Origin of the sequence: Streptomyces lunalinharesii, from assembly GCF_039532155.1 — a bacterium.
Classification (GTDB): domain Bacteria; phylum Actinomycetota; class Actinomycetes; order Streptomycetales; family Streptomycetaceae; genus Streptomyces; species Streptomyces lunalinharesii.
Window position 1 is genome coordinate 555,182 of the sequence record NZ_BAAARK010000001.1, and the last position, 19,932, is coordinate 575,113.

Consider the following 19,932-nt stretch of genomic DNA (forward strand, 5'->3'; position numbering starts at 1 on the left):
CCGCAGGAGGCCCCGTGCTCACCTTCGTCTTCGGCTTCCTCGCCGAACTCGCCAAGGAGACCGGCAGTTGGCTCGACCGGATCCTGCCCGCCGCCGGACTGCGCCGACCGTTGCGGCGTTGGCGCCGCAGCCGCCCGTTCTGGGCCGGGCTGTGGGCGGTGGCCGGCGGTCTGGAACTGATCGCCCTGCCGCTGGCGCCGCTCCCGCTGATGCTGAAGGTCGGCATCGGCGCGATGTCGGCGATCGGGGTCGGGCTGGTGCTGATCGCCGGCGGACTGTTCTTCGTCTTCGCCCCCGCCCAGCGGATGTTCGTCTCCGTCGTCACCGCCATCGCCTCCCTGGTCTCGCTCGCCACCACCAACCTGGGCGGCTTCGGGATCGGCTGCGGGCTCGGGTTGGTGGGCTCGTCGATGGCCTTCGGATGGCTGCCGGACGGGCCGGCGGCAGATACGGACGGTGCGGCCGACACAGACGACACGGTGTCCGGGGCGGTGGGCCCGCGCCCAAAAGGGCCTGAGGGCGCGGGCGCCCGACCGGCTCCGCCCGGCGCCGCCCTCGCCCTGACGCTGCCGCTCGTCCTCGCCGCCGGCCTGGTCACCGGCGCACCGGCCCGCGCGGCCGACCCGGATCCGCGCGACGCCCTCGGGCTGCCCTGCCTGAGCGGCGTCGACACCGGCGGCGCGGACGACCCCGCCCCCACCGGCCCGCCGCCCTCCGGCGGCGACCGCCCCGCACCGCCGACCCGGACGGCCCGCCCCGGTGCGATCGGCGCCCCCGACGACCGCACGCCCCTGGCCCCACCCGTCGTCGTCGGCGACCAGCCCGGCCCGGGCCGCGCCGACTACCCCGTCAGCCCCTACCACCCGACCGTCGGCGCCACCCGGCTCACCGCCACCGACGCCCTCGTGCACGGCGCGACCCACCTGCCCACCGCGGGCGGCGGCCGGATCAAGGTCCTGTGGGTGCATGCCGCGCGGATCGTCGCCGACGACTACCACCTGCGGGTCACCGGACCGGACGGTTTCGACCACGTCCTCGACGTGCAACTCGACATCCGCAACGTCGACGTCTACGCCACCTCCCTGCGGGGCGCCCTCGTCATCCCCTGGCTGGGGGTCAGCACCCCGCAGCTCTGCCTCGGCGCCGACGTCGTCCCCGCCAACCTCCCGATCGCCGTCCGGCTGCCCTCGCTCACCCTGCGGCCCGTCACCGCGGGCCAGGTCCTCGTCGACGCCGCGGAGGTGCGCTACCGGGTGCTGGGCGGCCACTAGAGCGCCGCGGAGATCCGTCACCGGCACGCCCCGGGGCCCGTCCGACGCCACCCCGCCCGACGGGCCCGCGCACCGCCTCCCGGGCAGCCCCCGGGAGACCACCGCACGCCACCCCACGTCAGGAGGCACGCGCCATGGGCCGCTACGCCCGACTGCGGGAGATCCGCCGGATGGACCCCGAGCGGGACTTCGAGCAGATCTTCCGCTGGATCACCCAGTACGAGTTCCCCTGGGACTACGCCAAGGGCGTGTCGGTCGCGTTCCTGCGCGACTTCGGCGTCCCGCGCATCTCCCAACTCCTCGACCGTACCCAGGAGTTCGAACGCAACGGGCAGAAGCGCTACGACGACACGGTGCTCCTGGGCTACGAGATGGCCGCCGACGGCTTCGACTCGGAGCGGGGTCGCGCCGCGGCCCGCCACCTCAACCGCATCCACGCCAAGTACCGCATTCCCGACGACGACTTCCGCTACGTCCTGGCCACCACCGTCGTCGGCCCGAAGCGGTGGATCGACCGCTACGGCTGGCGTCCGCTGTGCGCCCACGAGAACGCCGCCCTCGCCCTGGTCGGCCACCGGCTCGCCGCGCTGATGGGCATCCCCGACGCCCCGCGCACCATGGCCGGCTACGAGAAGCTCCTCGACGACCACGAGGCCGCCGCGTTCGCCTACCATCCGGCCAACCACCGGGTGGCCAACGCCACCTTCCGGGTGCTGGCGTCTTGGTACCCCGCCGTCCTGCGCCCCGCCGTCGCCCGCTTCTCCCTCGCCCTGCTGGACGAACCCCTGCTGCACGCCCTGGGATTCCCCCCGCAACCGCCCTGGCTGCGGACCCTGGCCCACCGCACGCTGCGCGCCCGGGCCGCCCTCGTACGGCTGCTGCCCGCGCGACCCGAGGGACGACCGGGCCTGTCCCGGCCCCGCTCCTACCCCTTCGGCTACGCCCTCGACGACCTCGGGCCCGCCTGGGCCCAACACCGCCCGCTGCGCCCCCTGCCCTGCGAGGACGACCGACGACCGTACTGATCTCCCGCTCACCGCTCACCGCTCACCGCTCACCGCTCACCGGCGAACCCGTCGGCGAGCATCCCGTGCACGGCCCCGCCGAGGTCCACACCGCCGTCGACCGGGGCCGGGCGGCGGCCCGCGGCTGGGCGGCCTGCGGCTGGGCCGCCGCGTCCCCGCCGGCCCGCTCGGGTGTCACCAACGCGCGCTGCTCACCCACCGGCCGCTGGGCGTGATCGGCGTCATCGGCCCCTGGAACCACCCCCCTCTACACGCCCATGGGCCCCGTCGGCCACGCCCTCGCCGCCGGCAACGCCGTGGTCCTCAAGCCCTCCGAACTCACCCCGGGCGTGGGCGTCCTGCTCGCCGCCACGTTCGCCGACGCGGTCCCCGACCAGCCGCACCTCCTCCAGACCGGCACCGGACCGGGCAGCACCGGCGAGGCGCTGGTCCGCGCCGGCGCCGCCGTCCCGGCCCTCCCGTTCGGCGGTTCCGGCGCCTCCGGCCACGGCCGCGTCCACGGCGCCGAGGGCCTGCGCGGCTTCACCGCCCCGCAGGCGCTCACCGTCCGGCGCTTCCGTCCGCCCGTGGACCTGACGTCGTTCAGCACGCCGGGGCGCCGGGTGGACCGGGCCGTCGCGGCGGGGCGCTGGCTGCACAGCCGGCGCTGACCGCGGCCCGGCGACTCCTCCCCCACCGCCGCCGGGTCCTGTTGCCGGGAAGTCCCACGGCGGGACGGCCTTCGGGCAGGGAGCCGCCCCGCCGCTCACCGGTGCAGCAGTGGCGCGAGGTACCGCCGGGCGAACCGCCGGGCCTGCTCGTCGTCGTCCAACGCGAAGCAGCTCACCGGATTCAGCAGGAACGACACGGTGATCCGCACCATCAGCTCGGCCACCGCCGTCGGGTCCCCGTCGCCCTCCCCGTCCCGGTCGGCGCGCTCCTCGCACACCCCGCCGGCGCCCTCCCGTGCCGCCCGACGCAGGTGCCCTGCCAGGTACCCGCGCATCGCCAGGAAGGACGGCCCGCTCTCCAGCGTCAGGTGGGGCAACATCGTCTCCGGCTCCAACCGCAACAGCCCGCCGATCAGCGGGTGCCCGCGGATCAGGCGCAGGATGGCCGCGAACCCCTCCACCATCCGCTCCTCCATCGTCGGCAGCCCGGCCACCGCCGCGTCCACCTCGGCCACGAAGAGCCGGTACTCCCGCAGCAGGACCCGCTGCACCAACTCGTCCTTGTTGCCGACCCGTCGGTACACCGTGACCCGGGAGACCCCGGCGCGTTTGGCCACGTCGTCGACGGTGGAGCGGCGCAGTCCGAAGGTCATGAACTGCTCCCGCGCGGCGTCCAGGATCTTCTCCGACAACCCTCCGCCGGCTCCCGGCGCCCCCGTCAACGCCCCTGCCGGCAGCCGTCGTTCGTCCGTCATCCGTCCCCCTCCGCACACCGCCGCCGGCCGGCGCACCCGCCGGAAGCAACAGTGACACTAACTGAATAACTTTGTAACGAGCCCCTGTCCAGGGGGATTCCACGGCCCTGGGTCACGGCACGCGGGCGCGACGCCCTCGACTGGTGCTTCGCGCTGTAAATCTGCTGCCCGCCGGGCGGTTACCTAGAAGTAACCCCAGCTGGTTTGATGTGCGTCGCCGGTTCAACATCCCGTGTCCCCCCTCTTCCTAGGGAGTTTTCGTGCCGCACTCCCCCCTGCGCACGTCCCGTGCCGCCGCGCTCTGCGCGGCCCTGACCGCCGCGCTGGCCGTCGCGACCCCCACCGCGTCGGCCGCCACGACCTCGACCCCGGCCGGGCCCGCCGGGCCCCGGGCCGCCGCCAGCGCGCCCCGGCTCAAGGTGCTCACCTACAACACCTTCCTCATGAGCAAGAACCTGTATCCCAACTGGGGCCAGGACCACCGCGCCCAGGCCATCGCCGCCGCGGACTTCTTCCACGGCAACGACGTCGTGGTGCTCCAGGAAGCCTTCGACAACTCCTCCTCCGACGCGCTCAAGTCCCGGGCCGCCGCGGAGTATCCGCACCAGACCCCGGTGGTCGGCCGCAGCCGCAGCGGTTGGGACGCCACCTCGGGCGCCTACTCGGCCGTCACGCCCGAGGACGGCGGGGTGACGCTGCTGAGCAAGTGGCCCGTGCTGCGCAAGGAGCAGTACGTCTACAAGGACGCCTGCGGGTCGGACGCCTTCTCCAACAAGGGCTTCGTCTATGCGGTGTTGGACGTCGACGGAGCCAAGGTGCACGTCGTCGGCACCCACACCCAGTCCACCGACTCGGGCTGCAAGGCCGGCGAGGCCGCCGCCGACCGCGCCAAGCAGCTCAAGGAGCTGGACGCCTTCCTCGACGCCAAGAACATCCCGGCGAACGAGGAGGTCATGGTCGCCGGCGACATGAACATCGACTTCCACGGCACCGAGTACCCGGCCCTGCTGGCCAACGCGGACCTGGCGCCGGCCGACCGGCGCACGGGCCACCCGTACTCCTTCGACACCGCGGAGAACTCGATCGCCGCGTACCGCTACCCGAACGACCCCCGCGAGGACCTGGACTACGTGCTGTTCCGCAACGGCCATGCCCGGCCCGCCGGTTGGCAGAACACCGTGGTCAAGGAGGAGTCGGCGCCCTGGACCGTCTCCAGCTGGGGCAAGCAGTACACCTACACCAACCTCTCCGACCACTATCCGCTGATCGGCGGCTGACCCCGCCGACCGGGTGGCGGACCGGTCGGTCCGCCACCCGGTGCGCGCTCCGCCCGGCGAGCGATCCTTTTGACGCCCCTGCCCTGAGGTGCGGTGGCGTCCCCCTTGACGTGGACGATTGCGGCGTCGATCCCCGTTTCTCAGCCATGACCCCACGGTACGGGCGACCACTGACAACGGCCCTGCACGCCGGAGGGCGGCCGCGGCGACCTTCCGGTCCACCGCGGCCGCCCTCCGGCGTGCAGGCGTGGGGCTGCTCCCTCGCTACTTCGCGAGTTCGCGCTCCTCGGCGATCCGGCGGACCCGGCCGCGGACCACGAACCAGCCACCGACCAGCGCGGCGGCCAGCACCGGGATCAGCAGCACGGTCTGCCGGCCGACGCCGTCGTCGAACCACATCAGGACGATGACGCCGACCAGGAAGACGATGGTGGCGATGTCCGTGATCGGCGTACCCGGCAGGCGGAAGCGCGGACGCTCGACCAGGCCCTCCTTGGACCGGCGGACGAAAACCATGTGACAGACCATGATCGTGCACCAGGTGCTGATGATGCCCAGCGCCGCGATGTTGATCACGATCTCGAAGGCCTGGCTGGGCAGCCAGGCGTTGAGCCCGACCCCGAGCACGCACACCGTGGAGGTGAGCATGATGCCGCCGTACGGCACCTGGCTGCGGTTCATCCGCGCGGCGAACTTCGGCGCGGAGCCCGCCATGGACATCGAGCGCAGGATGCGACCGGTGGAGTAGAGCCCGGAGTTGAGGCTGGACATCGCCGCGGTGAGCACGACGAGGTTCATCACGTCGCCGGCGTGCGGGATGCCGACGTGCGACAGCACGGTGACGAAGGGGCTCTCGTTGGCGCTGAAGACGTTCCACGGCAGCAGCATCGCCAGCAACACCACCGAGCCGACGTAGAAGATGCCGACCCGCCACATGATCGAGTTCACGGCCTTGGGGACGACCTTGTGCGGCTCGCTGGTCTCACCGGCGGTGACGCCGACGAGTTCGACGGCGGAGTAGGCGAACACGACGCCTTGGAGCACGATCACCACGGGCATCAGACCGGTCGGGAAGAAGCCGCCGTGGTCGGTGATCAGGTTCAGGCCCGGGGTGTGTCCGTCGACCGGGTGCTGGGTGGCCAGCAGGAAGATCCCGATGAACATGAAGGCGACCAGCGCCGCGACCTTGACGATCGCGAACCAGAACTCCATCTCACCGAAGATCTTCACGGATATCAGGTTGATCGTGAGCACCACCGCCAGCGCGATCAGCGCCATCACCCACTGCGGAACGCTGGTGAACATGCTCCAGTAGTGGGTGTACAGGGCGATCGCGGTGATGTCGGCGATGCCGGTCGTCGACCAGTTGACGACGTACATCCAGCCCGCGACGTAGGCGCCCTTCTCGCCCAGGAACTCCCGGGCGTAGGAGACGAACGAGCCGGACGACGGGCGGTGCACCACCAGTTCGCCGAGGGCCCGGACGACGAAGAAGGCGAAGAGGCCGCAGACCGCGTAGGCGATGGCCAGCGCGGGACCGGCCGAGTGCAGGCGCCCGCCGGCGCCCAGGAAGAGGCCGGTGCCGATCGCCCCGCCGATGGCGATCATGTTGATGTGGCGACCCTTGAGGGCCTTGCTGTAGCCGGCGTCCCCCGCGTCCTGCTGGACCCCGCTCCCCCCGTCCGATGGCCGCTGGGCTTCATCCACGACGGTTTCTGTGCTCACTGGTGGTTCATCTCGCTTTCGGAGAGCTGGCACGTGACCGGCACCGCGGATCGCGCGAACGGCCAGTCGGCACACCTTCCCCGAAGAGCGGCCCCCCGTCTGTGTGAGAGATCACATGGCGTACATTCGCTCTAGGATTTGTCCATATTTGTGGCGAATAACACAGCGGCGGAGCTTCAACGAGGGAGTGAGTTCGCCAGTTTCCGGCCGCCATTCCTCGCCCAACAAGGAAAATCGCTTGACCTGTTCCGTGCGGTTTAGTCGTGTGTTGGCCGCTGCCACGCCCCGTTCGACCTCCGCCCGGACGGCCGGGTGCCGGGCCAGTTCCGCCAGGCTCCCCCCGATGCCGTGCCGGGCCGCCCAGAGGGGGGCCAGCTCCGGATCGAGCACCAGCAGCGCCACCACGTACGACCGGCCGTCGCCGTGCGCCAGCGCCTGCCCGATGAGCGGATGCTCCTTGAGAGCGTTCTCGACCAGCGCGGGCGAGACGTTCTTGCCGGTCGACGTCACGATCATGTCCTTCTTGCGGTCGGTGAGCCACAGGAAGCCGTCCGCGTCGATCCGCCCGACGTCGCCGGTGCGGAACCAGCCGTCCGCGCCGGTGGCCGGCTCCACCGTGCCGTCTTCTCGGAGGTAGCCCGCGCAGACCGTCCGGCCGCGCACCTCGATCTCCCCGTCGGCGGCCGTGCGCACCTCCAGACCGGCGAGCGGCCGGCCCACCGAGCCCAGCCGGAAGCCGCCCGGGGCGTTGGTCGTGGCCACGCCCACGGTCTCGGTCAGCCCCCACGCGTCCATGATCACGATGCCGAAACCGGCCCAGAACCGCACCACCTCCGGGGGCATCGGCGCCGAGGCGCTCGCCGTCCACACCAGCCGGTCGAAACCGGCCGCCGCCAGCAGCGGGTCCAGCACCCGCGCCTTCGCCGCGGCGTAGGCCGCCGCCAGCCCGGCGGGCGGCCGCTGCCCGCGCTCCCGGTACGCGACGTGCGCCCGGGCGGTCTCGGCCGCCGCCGCCACGGCCGCCCGGTGTTCCTCCGGCAGCTCCGCGAGGGCGCCGCCGACGGCCGCCGCCAGCTTCTCCCACACCCGCGGCACCCCGAAGAACTGCGCCGGCCGCAGCTCCCGGGCGAGCGGCGCCACCTGAGCCGGATCCGGGCACAGGTGGACGTGCGCGGCCCGGAAGACCGGCAGGTAGAGGCCCAGCATCCGCTCGGCGATGTGCGCGAACGGGAGGTAGGACAGGTGCGCGGCGTGGTCCGGCAGCTCGACGACGCCGTCCAGCGCCACCGCGTTGAGCAGCACGTGGCGGTGGCTGACCACCACCCCCTTGGGGTCGCCGGTGGTGCCGGAGGTGTAGACGACGGTGAGCGTGTCGTCCGCGTCGCCCTGCCGCCAGGTCGCCTCGAAGGACGCCGGGTCGTACGCCTCGGCCCCGCGGGCCGCCACCGCGGCGAAGTCCTCGCACCGGTCCTGCGCGCCCCCGGTGCCCGCCGGGTCGGCCGCCGGCTCGACGACCACCAGTCGCTCCAGCCGCGCCGCCGGATCGTCGAGCAGCGGCTCCCAGCGGGCCCGCTCGCCGGGCCCCTCCACCACGGCCAGGCGGGCCCGGCTGTGCCGGACGACGTGGGCGATCTGCTCGGGGGCGGCGGTGCCGTAGACCGTGACCGGCACCGCGCCCAGGTGCACCAGGGCCAGGTCGCCGAGCCAGTGCTCGGGCCGGTTGCCCATCATGAGCAGGACGATCTCCCCGCGCCGGACGCCGAGCGCCCGGAACCCGGCGGCCAGTTCGCCGATCCGGCGGCGCGCCGCCGCCCAATCGAGGGTCCGCCAGCCGCCGCCGTCGGGCGCGCGCCAGGACAGTGCGGGCCGGGCGCCGTGGTCCTCGGCGTTGCGCAACAGCAGGGCCGGCAGGGTGAGTTCGCCCGGCTCGCCGGGCATGCGCAGGAGCGTGGTCATGGCGCCTCCCGAAGGCGTGGGCCTGAGCTACGGACCGTACGGAGGATGCGGGCCCGCTCGGAGGGGCCCGGCCGCGCGCTGAGCGGTGACGAAGGTTTCACAGGTCTGGTGAGACAGCAATACTGTTGAACATGATGGAGTCCGCCCCCGACCTGACGGTCGACGAACTCGCCGCCCGCGCCGGCGTCACGGTCCGCACGATCCGCTTCTACAGCACCCGCGGACTGCTGCCGCCGCCCGAGATCGGCCCCCGCCGGGTCGGTCGCTACGGTCCGGACCACCTCTCGCGGCTCGCGCTGATCGAGGAACTCCAGCACCAGGGCCTGACCCTGTCCGCCATCGAACGCTACCTGGCGCAGCTGCCGCCCGACCTGAGCGCCCAGGACCTGGCCATCCACCGCGCCCTGGTGGCGAGCTGGATCCCGGACACGGCCGAGGACGCCACCCGGGACCAGCTGGAACGGCGCGTCGGCCGGGAGCTGACCGAGGAGGACCTCGACCGGCTGGCGGCGATGAACGTCCTGGTCCGGACCGATCAGCCGCACGTCTTCCGCATCGACCCGGGGCTGTTGCACCTGGGGGCGCGGCTGCTCGACGTGCCGATCGCCCTGGAGACGATCCTGGCGGCCCGCACCGTCGTCATCGAGCACACCCGCTCGGCGGCCCGGGAACTCAGCCGGCTCTTCAAGGACGAGGTGTGGGAGCCCTACCGGGACGGCGGGCCGGACGCCGAGGAGGTGGCGCGGATGAAGTCGCTCTCCGCGCACATGCAGCCGATGGTGGTGCAGGCACTGGTCACCGCCTTCCAACGGTCGATGAAGGAAGAGCTGCGCGAGTGGCTCGGCACCGGCGGGCACGACGGCCGGGCGGACCGCACGGACCGGGACGGGGTCGGCGGCGCGGCCGGCCGGTGACGGGGGCGGGCCGCGCCGGCCCACCCCCGCGCGTCCGGCTCAGTCGCTGAACTTCTCGCCCCGCTCGGCCTTTTCGACCAGCAGCGCGGAGGGCGCGAACCGGTCGCCGTAGGCCGCCTGCAACTCGCGGGCGCGGGTCACGAACCCGGGCAGGCCCACGAGTTCCTCCCGGCCCGGCCCGCCCTGGTAGCCGTTGACGTACTGGAGCACGCCGCCGGTCCACCCCGGGAAGCCGATGCCGAAGATGGAGCCGATGTTGGCGTCGGCGACGGACGTCAGCACGCCCTCCTCCAGGCAGCGGACGGTGTCCAGCGCCTCGGAGAACAGCATCCGCTCCTGCATGTCCCGGAACGGGACGGCGGCGCCCTCCTGCTGGAAGTGCTCGCGCAGCCCGGGCCACAGGCCGGTGCGCCGGCCGTCGTCGCCGTAGTCGTAGAACCCGGCGCCGCCGCTGCGCCCGGGGCGGTCGAACTCGTCCACCATCCGGTCGATGACGGCGTCGGCCGGGTGCGGCTGCCAGGTGCCGCCGGCCTCCTCGACGGCCCGCTTGGTCTCGTTGCGGATCTTGCGCGGGAGGGTGAGGGTCAGCTCGTCCATCAGGGACAGCACCTTGGCCGGGTAGCCGGCCTGGGCCGCGGCCTGTTCGACCGAGGCCGGATCGAGGCCCTCGCCGATCATCGCCACGCCCTCGTTGATGAAGTGGCCGATGACCCGGGAGGTGAAGAAGCCGCGGGAGTCGTTGACGACGATGGGGGTCTTGCGGATCTGGCGTACCAGGTCGAAGGCGCGGGCCAGCGCCTCGTCACCGGTCCGCTCGCCCTTGATGATCTCCACCAGCGGCATCTTGTCGACCGGCGAGAAGAAGTGCAGGCCGATGAAGTCGGTGTCCCGCTCGACGCCTTCGGCCAGCAGCGTGATGGGCAGGGTGGAGGTGTTGGAGCACAGCAGCGCGTCGGGCTCGACGACGTGCTGGATCTCCTTGAACACCTTGTGCTTGAGGGCGACGTCCTCGAAGACCGCCTCGATGACCGCGTCGCAGCCCGCGAGGTCGGCGGGCTCGGCGGTGGGAGTGATCCGCGCCAGCAGTTCGTCGCGCTGCGCCTCGGTCGTGCGGCCCTTGGCCAACGCCTTGGCGAGCAGCCCCTCGGAGTACCCCTTGCCCCGTTGGGCCGCCTCCAGGGTGACGTCCTTGAGGACGACGTCGATGCCGGCCTTGGCACAGGCGTAGGCGATGCCGGCGCCCATCATGCCGGCGCCGAGGACGGCGACCTTGCGGACCGTGTGCGGTGCGACGTCCTTGGGGCGGTTGGCACCGGAGTTGACGGCCTGGAGGTCGAAGAAGAACGCCTGGATCATGTTCTTGGAGACCTGGCCGGTGACCAGCTCGACGAAGTAGCGCGCCTCGATGGTCTGGGCGGTCTCGAAGTCGACCTGGGAACCCTCGACGGCCGCGGCGAGGATGTTGCGCGGCGCCGGGTAGGGGGCGCCGTTGAGCTGCTTCTTGAGGTTGGCGGGGAACGCCGGGAGGTTGGCGGCGAACTTCGGGTGCGCCGGGGTGCCGCCGGGGATCTTGTAGCCCGGGGCGTCCCAGGGCTGCTGGGACTCGGGGTGGGCGTCGATGAACTCCCGGGCCTTGGCGAGCAGTTCGTCCCGGGTCGCGGCGACCTCGTGGATCAGCCCGTTGTCCTGGGCGCGGGTGGCGTTGTACTGGGTGCCTTGGAGGAGCACCTTCAGCAGCGCGTCGGTGATGCCCAGCAGCCGGACGGTCCGGGTGACGCCGCCGCCGGCCGGCAGCAGGCCGAGGGTGACCTCGGGCAGGCCGATCTTGGTGCCGGGGGTTTCCAGGGCGATGCGGTGGTGGCAGGCCAGCGCGATCTCGTAGCCGCCGCCCAGCGCGGCGCCGTTGATGGCGGCGACCACGGGCTTGCCGAGCGTCTCGATCCGGCGCAGGTCGCGCTTGATGCCGTTGCCGGCCTCGAACGCCTGCTGTGCCTGGGCGGGGGTGACGGCGATCAGGTCGCGCAGGTCGCCGCCGGCGAAGAAGGTCTTCTTGGCGGAGGTGACGATGATGCCGCGGATGGTGTCCCGCTCGGCCTCCAGGCGGTCGGCGACCGCGGTCAGGGAGGCCTTGAAGGCGTTGTTCATGGTGTTGGCGGACTGGTGGGGGTCGTCCAGGACCAGGGTGACGACGCCGGTCTCGTCCTGTTCCCAGCGGATGGTCGACGCAGCAGCGGTTGCACTCATGGGTAGTTCTCCGTAGTGGGTGGGACGAGGGGTCAGAGGCGCTCGATGACGGTGGCGACGCCCATGCCGCCGCCGACGCAGAGGGTGGCCAGGCCGTAGCGCTTGTCCTGGCGCTCCAGCTCGTCGACGAGGGTGCCGAGGATCATGGCGCCGGTGGCGCCGAGGGGGTGGCCCAGGGCGATGGCGCCACCGTTGACGTTGACCTTGTCCAGGCTGAGGCCCATGTCCTTGACGAACCGCAGGACGACCGCGGCGAACGCCTCGTTGATCTCGACCAGGTCGATGTCGTCGATGGTCAGACCGGCCTTGGCCAGGGCCTTGCGGCTGGCGGGCGCGGGGCCGGTGAGCATGATCGTCGGCTCGGAGCCGGAGACCGCGGCGGAGACGATGCGGGCCCGCGGGGTGAGGCCGTGGCGCTCGCCGACCTCCTTGGAGCCGATGGCGACCAGTGCGGCGCCGTCCACGATGCCGGAGGAGTTGCCGGCGTGGTGGACGTGGTCGATCTTCTCGACCCAGTGGTACTTCTGGAGCGCGACCGCGTCGAAGCCGCCGGCGTCGCCGATGGCGGCGAACGACGGCTTCAGGGCCGCGAGCGAGTCGGCGGTGGTGCCGGGGCGCAGGTGCTCGTCGTGGTCGAGGACGACCAGGCCGTTGCGGTCCTGCACGGGGACCACCGAGCGCGCGAAGCGGTCGTCCTTCCACGCCGCGGCGGCCCGCTCCTGGGAGAGCGCGGCGTACTCGTCGACGTCGCGGCGGGAGTACCCCTCGATGGTGGCGATGAGGTCGGCGCCGATGCCCTGCGGGACGAAGCCGGTGTCGAAGTTGGTCATCGGGTCGGCGAACCAGGCGCCGCCGTCGGAGGCCATCGGAACCCGCGACATCGACTCCACACCGCCCGCCAGGACCAGGTCCTCCCAGCCCGAACGGACCTTGGCCGCGGCCATGTTGACGGCTTCCAGACCGGAGGCGCAGAAGCGGTTCTCCTGTACGCCGGCGACGGTGTCGGGCAGACCGGCGGCGATCGCGGCGATCCGGGCGATGTCCGAGCCCTGGTCGCCGACGGGCCCGACCACGCCCAGCACGATGTCGTCGATCGCGGCCGGGTCCAGATCGGGGAAGCGCCGCCGCACCTCGTGGATCAGGCCGACGACCAGGTCGATCGGCTTGGTGCCGTGCAGGGCGCCGTTGGCCTTGCCGCGACCGCGGGGGGTGCGGATCGCGTCGTACACATACGCTTCGGTGCTCACAGAAAAGCCTTTCTTTCCGGCCGGGGTCGGGGACCGCGGGGTCGGCCGCCGGTGTCGTGCCCCGGGACGGCGCGGTCGGGGAGGGTCAGCCGAGCAGGGAGCGGCCGATGATCTCCTTCATGATCTCGGTCGTCCCTCCGTAGATGGTCTGGATGCGGCCGTCGGTGAAGGCCCGGCCGACCGGATATTCCGTCATGTAGCCGTATCCGCCGTGCAGCTGGAGGCAGCGGTCGGCCACCCGCTTCTGGAGTTCGGTGGCCCACCACTTGGCCATCGAGGCGTGCACGGCGTCGAGGGTGCCCTCGGAGTGGTCGGTGATGCAGCGGTCGAGGAAGGCGCGGGTGACCGCGCACTCGGTGGCCATCTCGGCGATCTCGAACCGGATGTGCTGGAGCTTGGCCAGCGGCCGGCCGAAGGCCTCGCGCTCCTTGACGTACCGGGTGGTGATCTCCAGCAGGTGCTCGGCGGCGGCTATCCCGGCGATCGCTATCGCCATCCGCTCCTGCGCGAGGTTGGTCATCAGGTGCACGAAGGCGCGGTCGAGATCCCCGAGGAGGTTCTCCTTGGGCACCCGCACGTCGTTGAAGAACAGCTCGGCGGTGTCCTGCGACTTCTGGCCGATCTTGTCGAGGTTGCGGCCCCGCTCGAAGCCCTCCGCGCCCCGTTCGACGACCAGCAGGCTCAGGCCGTGCGCGCCGCCCTCGGGGGTGGTCTTGGCGACGACGATGACGAGGTCGGCGAGGATGCCGTTGGAGATGAAGGTCTTGGAGCCGTTGAGCACCCAGTGGTCGCCGCGGTCCTCCGCGGTGGTGCGGATGCCCTGGAGGTCGGAGCCGGCGCCCGGCTCGGTCATCGCGATCGCCGTGATCGTCTCACCGCTGCAGAACCCGGGCAGCCAGCGGCGCTTCTGCTCCTCGGTGGCGAGCGAGGTCAGGTAGGGGCCGACGATGTCGTTGTGCAGTCCGATGGCGAAGCCGGGGGTGCCGGCGCGGGTGAACTCCTCGGCGAGGACGGCGCTGTAGCGGAAGTCCGTGGTGCCCCCGCCGCCGTACTCCTCGGGCACGGCCAGACCCAGCAGACCTTGTCGGCCGGCCGCCCGCCAGGCGTCCCGGCTGACGATGCCGTCCTTCTCCCACTGCTCGTAGTGCGGCGTCACCTCCTTGGCGAGGAAGGTGCGCACCGTGGCGCGGAAGGCGTCGTGGTCCTCGGTGAAGATCTGGCGCTCCACTTAGCTGTCCCTTCGGGGATGGGCCTGGATGGTCGACGGGCGGCTCGGCCGGGGCCGGGGACCGCCTGGGCGGGCGTGGCGCGCGCCCGCGTCCGCTCAGAGCCGGTGCTCGACGGTCTCGACGAGGTCGGCGGGGTCGGCGGGGTCGGGGCCTATGGGCTGGACGTTGCGCACCGTGGCGACTGTCGGCCGGTACGCGGGCAGCCGGCCGTCGCGGGCGACGGCCGGGGCGGGGCGCGGACCGGTCGCGTCCGGAACGGCGGTGGGCGGCTGCGTCAACGGGCCGTCTCCTCTCGCTCGGTGCGATGGGGGGCGTCGGCCGGGTCGGCGAGGCCGGGCAGCTGCCAGTCGCGGGCGACCTCTTCGGTGTCCGCTCCGGGAAGGGCGGGAGCCCTGCGGAGGGTCCCCGGGGTGGCCGAGAAGCGGGGCGCGGGGGCCGGCTGGGTCAGACCGGCGTGCTCGGTGAAGGTCCCGCGGGCCGCGAGGTGCGGGTGGCCCGGGGCCTCGCGCAGGGAGAGCACCGGGGCGACGCAGGCGTCGGACTCCTGGAAGACGGCGGTCCACTCGTCCCGGGAGCGGGTCCGGAAGCGGGCGGCGATGGCGGTGCGCAGGTCGTCCCAGGCCGCGAGGTCGTCCCGGCCGGGGACCTCGTCCTCGATGCCCAGCAGGCGGACGAACTCGGCGTAGAACCGCTGCTCCAGCGCGCCGACGGCCATGTGGCCGCCGTCGGCGGTCTCGTAGGTGCCGTAGAACGGCGCGCCGCCGTCGAGCAGGTTGGCGCCGCGCCGGTCCTGCCAGCCACCGGCGGCCAGCATGCCGTGGATCATCGCCGTGAGATGGGCCGTGCCGTCGACGATCGCGGCGTCCACGACCTGTCCCGTCCCGCCCTCGGTGCGGGCGTGCTGGAGGGCCGCGAGCACACCGACGACGAGGTAGAGGGAACCGCCGGCGTAGTCGCCGAGCAGATTGGCGGGGACCGCGGGTGGACCGTCGGCCGGGCCGATCATGCCGAGGGCACCGGTGAGCGCGATGTAGCCGATGTCGTGGCCGGCGGTGCCGGCGAGCGGCCCGGCCTGGCCCCAGCCGGTCATCCGGCCGTAGACCAGGCGGGGGTTGCGCGCCAGGCACGGCTCGGGCCCGACGCCCAGCCGCTCGGCCACTCCCGGCCGGTACCCCTCGATCAGGACGTCGGCGCGCTCGGCCAGATCGAGGACCCGGGCGACTCCGGCGGGCTGCTTCAGGTCCACCAGCACCGAGCGCTTGTTGCGGTTGGTGAGGTCGCACGCCGGATCGATGCCCAGTGGGGCGCCTCCGGGGCGGTCGACCCGTACGACGTCGGCGCCGAGGTCGGCCAGCAGCATGGCCGCGAAGGGGCCGGGGCCGATGCCTGCGAGCTCCACCACCCGCACCCCGCCGAGCGGGCCGTTCCCTGACTGCGTCATCGCGCCCCACGCCTTCCGCACTGTGACACTTCTGATGTAACACTCGTGATGTTAAGAACGTGTTCCACTTTCCACAAGCCCCCCGTGCCCCCGCGGGCCTGAACGACGAAGGCCCGTGACGACGGTGCTCAACTGCCACCGCCGTCACGGGCCTTCGCGCGCCTGCCGCCGCGCTGCTATCCCCCGCCGAGCCGGCCGATGAGCAGCTCGGGGGCTATCCGGTGCGGGCGCGCGCACCGTGGCGCCCGCACCGTCCTCGGCCGCGCCGCCTGCGCCATCCCGTCCTCCACGTCCGCTCCCCCGTCCGGCACCGTCCTCGGCGCCTTGGCCGGGCCGCGCGGAAGTCCGCACCGCCCATCGCCCCCACGCTAACCGCGACCACTGTCAACGGCCCGCGGAACGCCCTGCGCCGGTCCGGCGGAGGGACAATGCCGTCATGTCACACCTCGCCGCCGCACTCTTCGACGTCCATGCCGGCCAGGGACTGCGTCAGTTCGCCGAACTGGCCATCGCCCTCTTGTTGTCCTCGCTGATCGGGTTGGAGCGCGAGGCCCGGCAGAAGAGCGCCGGGCTGCGCACCCACACCCTCGTCGGGGTGGGCAGCGCCCTGTTCATGGAGGTGTCGATCCACGGCTTCGGCGCGCTGCTGGGCACGGACGGCGTGGCGTTGGACCCGTCCCGGGTCGCCGCGCAGGTCGTCTCCGGCATCGGGTTCATCGGTGGCGGGCTCATCTTCGTCCGCAAGGACGCGGTCCGGGGGCTGACGACGGCCGCGACCATCTGGCTGACCTGCGCCATCGGGATGGCCTGCGGGGGCGGGCTGCCGCTGCTCGCGATCGGCGCGACGGCGGTGCACTTCCTGATCGTCCGGGGCTTCTCCAAGGTGTCGGAGCGGATCGCCGCCGGGTCGTCCTCCCACCGCATAGACCTGCGTCTCACCTATCAGGCGCAACACGGTCTGCTCGGGCGGATGTTGGAGCTGTGCACCGGCAGCGGGTTCCGCGTCACCGACGTCCAGGTGGAGACCCGCCCGGACGACACCCAGGTGGCGGCCGAGGTGCTGCTCCGGTTGGAGGGCGACGGCTCCGCGCATCGCCTGGTGGACGCGCTGACGGAGTTGGAGGGGGTGCGCGGGGTGGCGCTGGGGCGGCAGGACGACAGCACCGAGTGACTCCGGCCGGGCCCGTGGCCGGCGGCACCGGCCCGGCCCGTCCCCCGCGCCCGCGCTACGCCACATCGGACGACGACGTGCCGCGCGGAGCGCCCCGCCGACGCTCCTCGCCCGTTTCCGCTCCGCCCGCCGTCCCCGGCACGAGGTGGTCAGCGGGCACCTGACGGTCCACCAGCCGTGCGAGTCGCCGCGGGACGTCGCCGCCCACGAGGAGGACGACCAGCAGCGTCAGCCCGAAGGTGAGGACCGCCAGCGCCCGCCCCAGGGGCATGCCGCGGGCGAGCTGCGCCCCCAGGACCGGTGCCACCGCCCCGCCCAGGGCCCCCACGTTGTAGACGAAGCCGAGCGACGCGGCGCGGGTCCCGGTCGGGAAGTGGCCGGCGACGTACTTCGGCAGGATGCCGGAGATGCCCTGCCCCAGCGCCAGCAGAACGAAGACCAGCACGCCCAGCCCCAGCACGCTCCCGCGCACCGCGAACACCGGGAACACGAACGCCAGTGAGGCCAGCAGGGTGTACGCGTAGGCGCGCCGGGTCCCGAGCAGGTCCCCGGTGAAACCGGCCAGCCAGCAGCCGGCCATGGCGCCGAAGCCCGCGACGAACATCACGTCGCCGACCTGCGCGGGCGAGTACCCCAGGGCGGTCTTGAGGTACGTCGGCAACAGGGCCTGCACCGGCCAGCTGTAGAGGAAGGCGCAGAACACCGTCACCATCAAGGAGACGTACAGCAGCCAGCCGCGGCGACCGCCCAGTTGCGCGGCGAAGGCGAGCAGGCACAGGGTGGCGAGCCCGGCCGACCACGGCACGAACCCCGCGCCCCACGGCGTGAACGCGCAGAACAGCGCGACCGTGGCGAGGAGCGCCAGTGCCGCGTTGGTCCGGCGGCGCAGGCGGCCGGTGAGCAGCGGGCGAAACGGATGCGGCCGGTCCGGGGGCGCCGCACCGCCTCCGCCGGTCGCGGTGCCGACCTCCGCGTGCCAGTCCCCGGCTTCCGGCAGTGACCGGCGCATCCACAGTGCGACCAGTACGGGCAGCACCCCGAGCCAGAACATCCAGCGCCAGCCCCACGCGGGCACCACCCAGGCGTAGACCTGCGCCGCGACGGCCGTACCGGCGGCGTAGCCGGAGATCAGGAACCCGGAAGCGCGGTTGCGCAACCGGGCGGGCCAGCTCTCCAGCACGTACGTCACGCTGGTGCTGTACTCCCCCGCCATGCCCAGCCCGATCACCAGCCGGGCAGCGAACAGACTGGTGTAGTCCCAGGCGAACCCGCAGGCGAAGGTCCCGAGCGAGTAGAGCAGGATGCTGGCGATCATGGCGGCCTTGCGGCCGTGGCGGTCGCCCATCGCCCCCAGGAGGGCGCCACCCAGCCAACGGGTGATGAAGGCGGCGGAGACCAGCGAGGCGGCGGTCGCGGTGTCCAGGCGGAATGCCCCGGCGACCTCGGTCAACACCAGCGTGATCAGCACGAAGTCGAAGCCGTCGAGGAGGTAGCCGATCCAGGCGGCGGACAGCGCCTTCCACTGGCGCGGGGTGACCTCGTGGTACCAGGCTCCGCGCGGGCTCGGGCCGGCCGGATCCGCGGGCTGCGTCGTCACAGGAGCCGGCCTCCTTCAGGAGCGGCCCGACTCGCCCGCCCCACACCCTGGGACAATCCGGACATCGGATGTCCTACCTCACCGACTGAATCTGGCCGGTCTCCCCCGCCGCGTCAAGACCGGACGCACCTCGACCCGCCTTCCCGGACCGGCGCCGGCAACCTCGCCGACCCGCCCCGTCGTTGACGTATCCGTCAGCGAGTCCTTAGGGTCCGGACCTCGGACCAGAGAGGACGCAGATGTCACGGCAGGACACCTCAGGACGGGACCTCGACCTCGTCCTGTACGGAGCGACCGGGTTCGCCGGCGCCCTCACCGCGGAGTACCTCGCGCGGCACGCCCCCGAAGGCTGCCGCTGGGCGCTCGCCGGCCGCAGCACCGCCAAACTGGAGCGGCTGCGCGACCAGTTGGCGACGATCAACCCGGACTGCGCGGACCTCCCGCTGCTGCGGGCCGACAGCGCCGACCCCGGCTCGCTGCGCGCCCTGGCTGGCGCCACCCGTGTCCTGGCCACCACCGTCGGGCCCTACCTGCTGCACGGCGAGCCCCTGGTCGCGGCCTGCGCCGAGGCCGGCACCGACTACCTGGACCTCACGGGCGAGGCGGAGTTCGTCGACCGGACGTACCTGCGCCACGACGCCACCGCGCGGGCCACCGGGGCCCGGCTCGTGCACGCCTGCGGCTTCGACTCCGTCCCGTACGACCTCGGGGTGCACTACACGGTGGGGCTGCTCCCCAAGGGGGTCCCGCTGCGCATCGACGGATTCGTGCGGACCGACGCCGGCTTCTCCGGCGGGACGCTCGCCTCCGCGCTCGCCGCGGCCTCCCGGCCGGCCGACATGGCCCGGGCCGCGCGGGCCCGTCGTCGGGTCGAGCCGCAGCCCGCGGACCGTACCGTGCGCGCCCCGTTCGGGCCGCCCGTGCGGAGCCGGGACACCGGCACCTGGGGCCTGCCGCTGCCGACCCTGGACCCGCAGGTCGTGGCCCGCTCGGCGGCCGCCCTCGACCAGTACGGCCCCGATTTCCGCTACCGGCACTACGCGGGGGTGCGCCGGCTGCCGACGGCGGTGGCCGCGACGGCGGGCGCGGGGGCCCTCACCGCACTCGCCCAGGTACCACCCGTCCGACGTTGGATGTCCGGACGGCTGCAACCGGGCGAGGGGCCGAGTCCGCAGCGCCGGGCGCGGAGTTGGTTCGCGGTGCGGTTCGTGGCGTCGGGCGGCGGCGCGCACCTGGTCACCGAGGTCAGGGGCGGCGATCCCGGCTACGACGAGACCGCGAAGATGCTCGCCGAGGGAGCGCTCAGCCTCGCCTTCGACGACCTCCCGGACACCGCGGGCCAGGTGACGACGGCCGTCGCCATGGGAGACGCGCTGACCCGGCGCCTCCAGGACGCGGGGATCGTCTTCCGAGTGGTCCGCGGATAGCCC

At 72.9% G+C, this 19,932-nt stretch carries 17 protein-coding genes; 8 read left to right on the forward strand and 9 right to left on the reverse strand.

From position 1 onward, the window contains the following. The first annotated feature begins 14 nt into the window (after positions 1–14). The 4 genes from ABD385_RS02535 (at position 15) to ABD385_RS41315 (ending at position 2,946) form a co-directional block, all read left to right on the forward strand. The gene (locus ABD385_RS02535) at positions 15–1,271 is read left to right on the forward strand and encodes a DUF6114 domain-containing protein (RefSeq protein ID WP_344573175.1); all 1,257 of its coding nucleotides are present in this window, start codon (positions 15–17) and stop codon (positions 1,269–1,271) included. A 134-nt stretch (positions 1,272–1,405) separates the two neighbouring features. Continuing rightward, a complete protein-coding gene (locus ABD385_RS02540) occupies positions 1,406–2,296 on the forward strand; it encodes an oxygenase MpaB family protein (protein WP_344573176.1) in 891 nt (296 codons plus the stop codon). Positions 2,297–2,361: 65 nt separating this feature from the next. Beyond that, positions 2,362–2,511: a hypothetical protein gene (locus tag ABD385_RS41310; RefSeq protein ID WP_425585333.1), complete on the forward strand. Its 150-nt coding sequence runs from the start codon at positions 2,362–2,364 to the stop codon at positions 2,509–2,511. 42 nt (positions 2,512–2,553) lie between these two features. Further along, complete coding sequence (locus ABD385_RS41315; protein WP_425585334.1) at positions 2,554–2,946, forward strand: aldehyde dehydrogenase family protein; 393 nt, start codon at positions 2,554–2,556, stop codon at positions 2,944–2,946. A 95-nt stretch (positions 2,947–3,041) separates the two neighbouring features. Here the strand turns inward: ABD385_RS41315 and ABD385_RS02550 are convergent, their stop codons facing one another. After that, a complete protein-coding gene (locus ABD385_RS02550; protein WP_344573177.1) occupies positions 3,042–3,701 on the reverse strand; it encodes a TetR/AcrR family transcriptional regulator in 660 nt (219 codons plus the stop codon). Positions 3,702–3,961: 260 nt separating this feature from the next. On the opposite strand from ABD385_RS02550, the gene sph reads away from it, so the two are divergent. Further along, entirely contained in the window at positions 3,962–4,978 is a 1,017-nt protein-coding gene (gene sph, locus ABD385_RS02555) for a sphingomyelin phosphodiesterase (RefSeq protein ID WP_344573178.1), read from the forward strand. A gap of 264 nt (positions 4,979–5,242) precedes the next feature. Here sph and ABD385_RS02560 read toward each other — a convergent pair whose 3' ends face one another. Together ABD385_RS02560 and ABD385_RS02565 are read right to left on the reverse strand one after the other, a co-directional pair. Further along, positions 5,243–6,685: an amino acid permease gene (locus tag ABD385_RS02560; protein ID WP_344573179.1), complete on the reverse strand. Its 1,443-nt coding sequence runs from the start codon at positions 6,683–6,685 to the stop codon at positions 5,243–5,245. A gap of 129 nt (positions 6,686–6,814) precedes the next feature. Next, positions 6,815–8,659, reverse strand: coding sequence for an AMP-dependent synthetase/ligase (locus ABD385_RS02565; protein WP_344573180.1), 1,845 nt, complete (start codon positions 8,657–8,659; stop codon positions 6,815–6,817). A gap of 131 nt (positions 8,660–8,790) precedes the next feature. On the opposite strand from ABD385_RS02565, the gene ABD385_RS02570 reads away from it, so the two are divergent. Further along, positions 8,791–9,573 (forward strand): MerR family transcriptional regulator, encoded by a 783-nt coding sequence (locus ABD385_RS02570; protein ID WP_344573181.1) that lies wholly within the window; start codon positions 8,791–8,793, stop codon positions 9,571–9,573. Positions 9,574–9,612: 39 nt separating this feature from the next. On the opposite strand, the gene ABD385_RS02575 is transcribed toward ABD385_RS02570, so the two are convergent. From ABD385_RS02575 to ABD385_RS02595, 5 genes are all read right to left on the reverse strand, one after another. Next, a complete protein-coding gene (locus tag ABD385_RS02575) occupies positions 9,613–11,817 on the reverse strand; it encodes a 3-hydroxyacyl-CoA dehydrogenase NAD-binding domain-containing protein (RefSeq protein WP_344573182.1) in 2,205 nt (734 codons plus the stop codon). Between the two features lie 32 nt (positions 11,818–11,849). Next, entirely contained in the window at positions 11,850–13,064 is a 1,215-nt protein-coding gene (locus ABD385_RS02580; protein ID WP_344573183.1) for an acetyl-CoA C-acetyltransferase, read from the reverse strand. Positions 13,065–13,149: 85 nt separating this feature from the next. Continuing rightward, a complete protein-coding gene (locus ABD385_RS02585) occupies positions 13,150–14,292 on the reverse strand; it encodes an acyl-CoA dehydrogenase family protein (protein ID WP_344573184.1) in 1,143 nt (380 codons plus the stop codon). Positions 14,293–14,388: 96 nt separating this feature from the next. Next, positions 14,389–14,571: a hypothetical protein gene (locus tag ABD385_RS02590; protein WP_344573185.1), complete on the reverse strand. Its 183-nt coding sequence runs from the start codon at positions 14,569–14,571 to the stop codon at positions 14,389–14,391. Continuing rightward, entirely contained in the window at positions 14,568–15,734 is a 1,167-nt protein-coding gene (locus ABD385_RS02595; RefSeq protein ID WP_344573186.1) for a CaiB/BaiF CoA transferase family protein, read from the reverse strand. The genes ABD385_RS02590 and ABD385_RS02595 overlap by 4 nt, the downstream gene beginning before the upstream one ends. Before the next feature lie 436 nt (positions 15,735–16,170). On the opposite strand from ABD385_RS02595, the gene ABD385_RS02600 reads away from it, so the two are divergent. Next, positions 16,171–16,905 (forward strand): MgtC/SapB family protein, encoded by a 735-nt coding sequence (locus tag ABD385_RS02600; RefSeq protein WP_344573187.1) that lies wholly within the window; start codon positions 16,171–16,173, stop codon positions 16,903–16,905. Positions 16,906–16,960: 55 nt separating this feature from the next. Here the strand turns inward: ABD385_RS02600 and ABD385_RS02605 are convergent, their stop codons facing one another. After that, positions 16,961–18,502 carry a sialate:H+ symport family MFS transporter gene (locus ABD385_RS02605; protein ID WP_344573188.1) on the reverse strand — a complete coding sequence of 514 codons (1,542 nt, stop codon included), beginning with the start codon at positions 18,500–18,502 and terminating at the stop codon, positions 16,961–16,963. A 239-nt stretch (positions 18,503–18,741) separates the two neighbouring features. Between ABD385_RS02605 and ABD385_RS02610 the strand changes: the two genes are divergently transcribed. Further along, positions 18,742–19,929 (forward strand): saccharopine dehydrogenase family protein, encoded by a 1,188-nt coding sequence (locus ABD385_RS02610; RefSeq protein ID WP_344573189.1) that lies wholly within the window; start codon positions 18,742–18,744, stop codon positions 19,927–19,929. Positions 19,930–19,932: the final 3 nt, after the last annotated feature.

Bases quoted from the DNA above. Each gene is read 5' to 3' on its own strand.
- ABD385_RS02610 (WP_344573189.1), top strand. From the start codon at position 18,742: ATGTCACGGCAGGACACCTCAGGACGGGACCTCGACCTCGTCCTGTAC.
- ABD385_RS02575 (WP_344573182.1), bottom strand. From the start codon at position 11,817: ATGAGTGCAACCGCTGCTGCGTCGACCATCCGCTGGGAACAGGACGAG.
- ABD385_RS41315 (WP_425585334.1), top strand. From the start codon at position 2,554: ATGGGCCCCGTCGGCCACGCCCTCGCCGCCGGCAACGCCGTGGTCCTC.
- ABD385_RS02600 (WP_344573187.1), top strand. From the start codon at position 16,171: ATGTCACACCTCGCCGCCGCACTCTTCGACGTCCATGCCGGCCAGGGA.
- ABD385_RS02595 (WP_344573186.1), bottom strand. From the start codon at position 15,734: ATGACGCAGTCAGGGAACGGCCCGCTCGGCGGGGTGCGGGTGGTGGAG.
- ABD385_RS02550 (WP_344573177.1), bottom strand. From the start codon at position 3,701: ATGACGGACGAACGACGGCTGCCGGCAGGGGCGTTGACGGGGGCGCCG.
- ABD385_RS02540 (WP_344573176.1), top strand. From the start codon at position 1,406: ATGGGCCGCTACGCCCGACTGCGGGAGATCCGCCGGATGGACCCCGAG.
- ABD385_RS02570 (WP_344573181.1), top strand. From the start codon at position 8,791: ATGATGGAGTCCGCCCCCGACCTGACGGTCGACGAACTCGCCGCCCGC.
- ABD385_RS02565 (WP_344573180.1), bottom strand. From the start codon at position 8,659: ATGACCACGCTCCTGCGCATGCCCGGCGAGCCGGGCGAACTCACCCTG.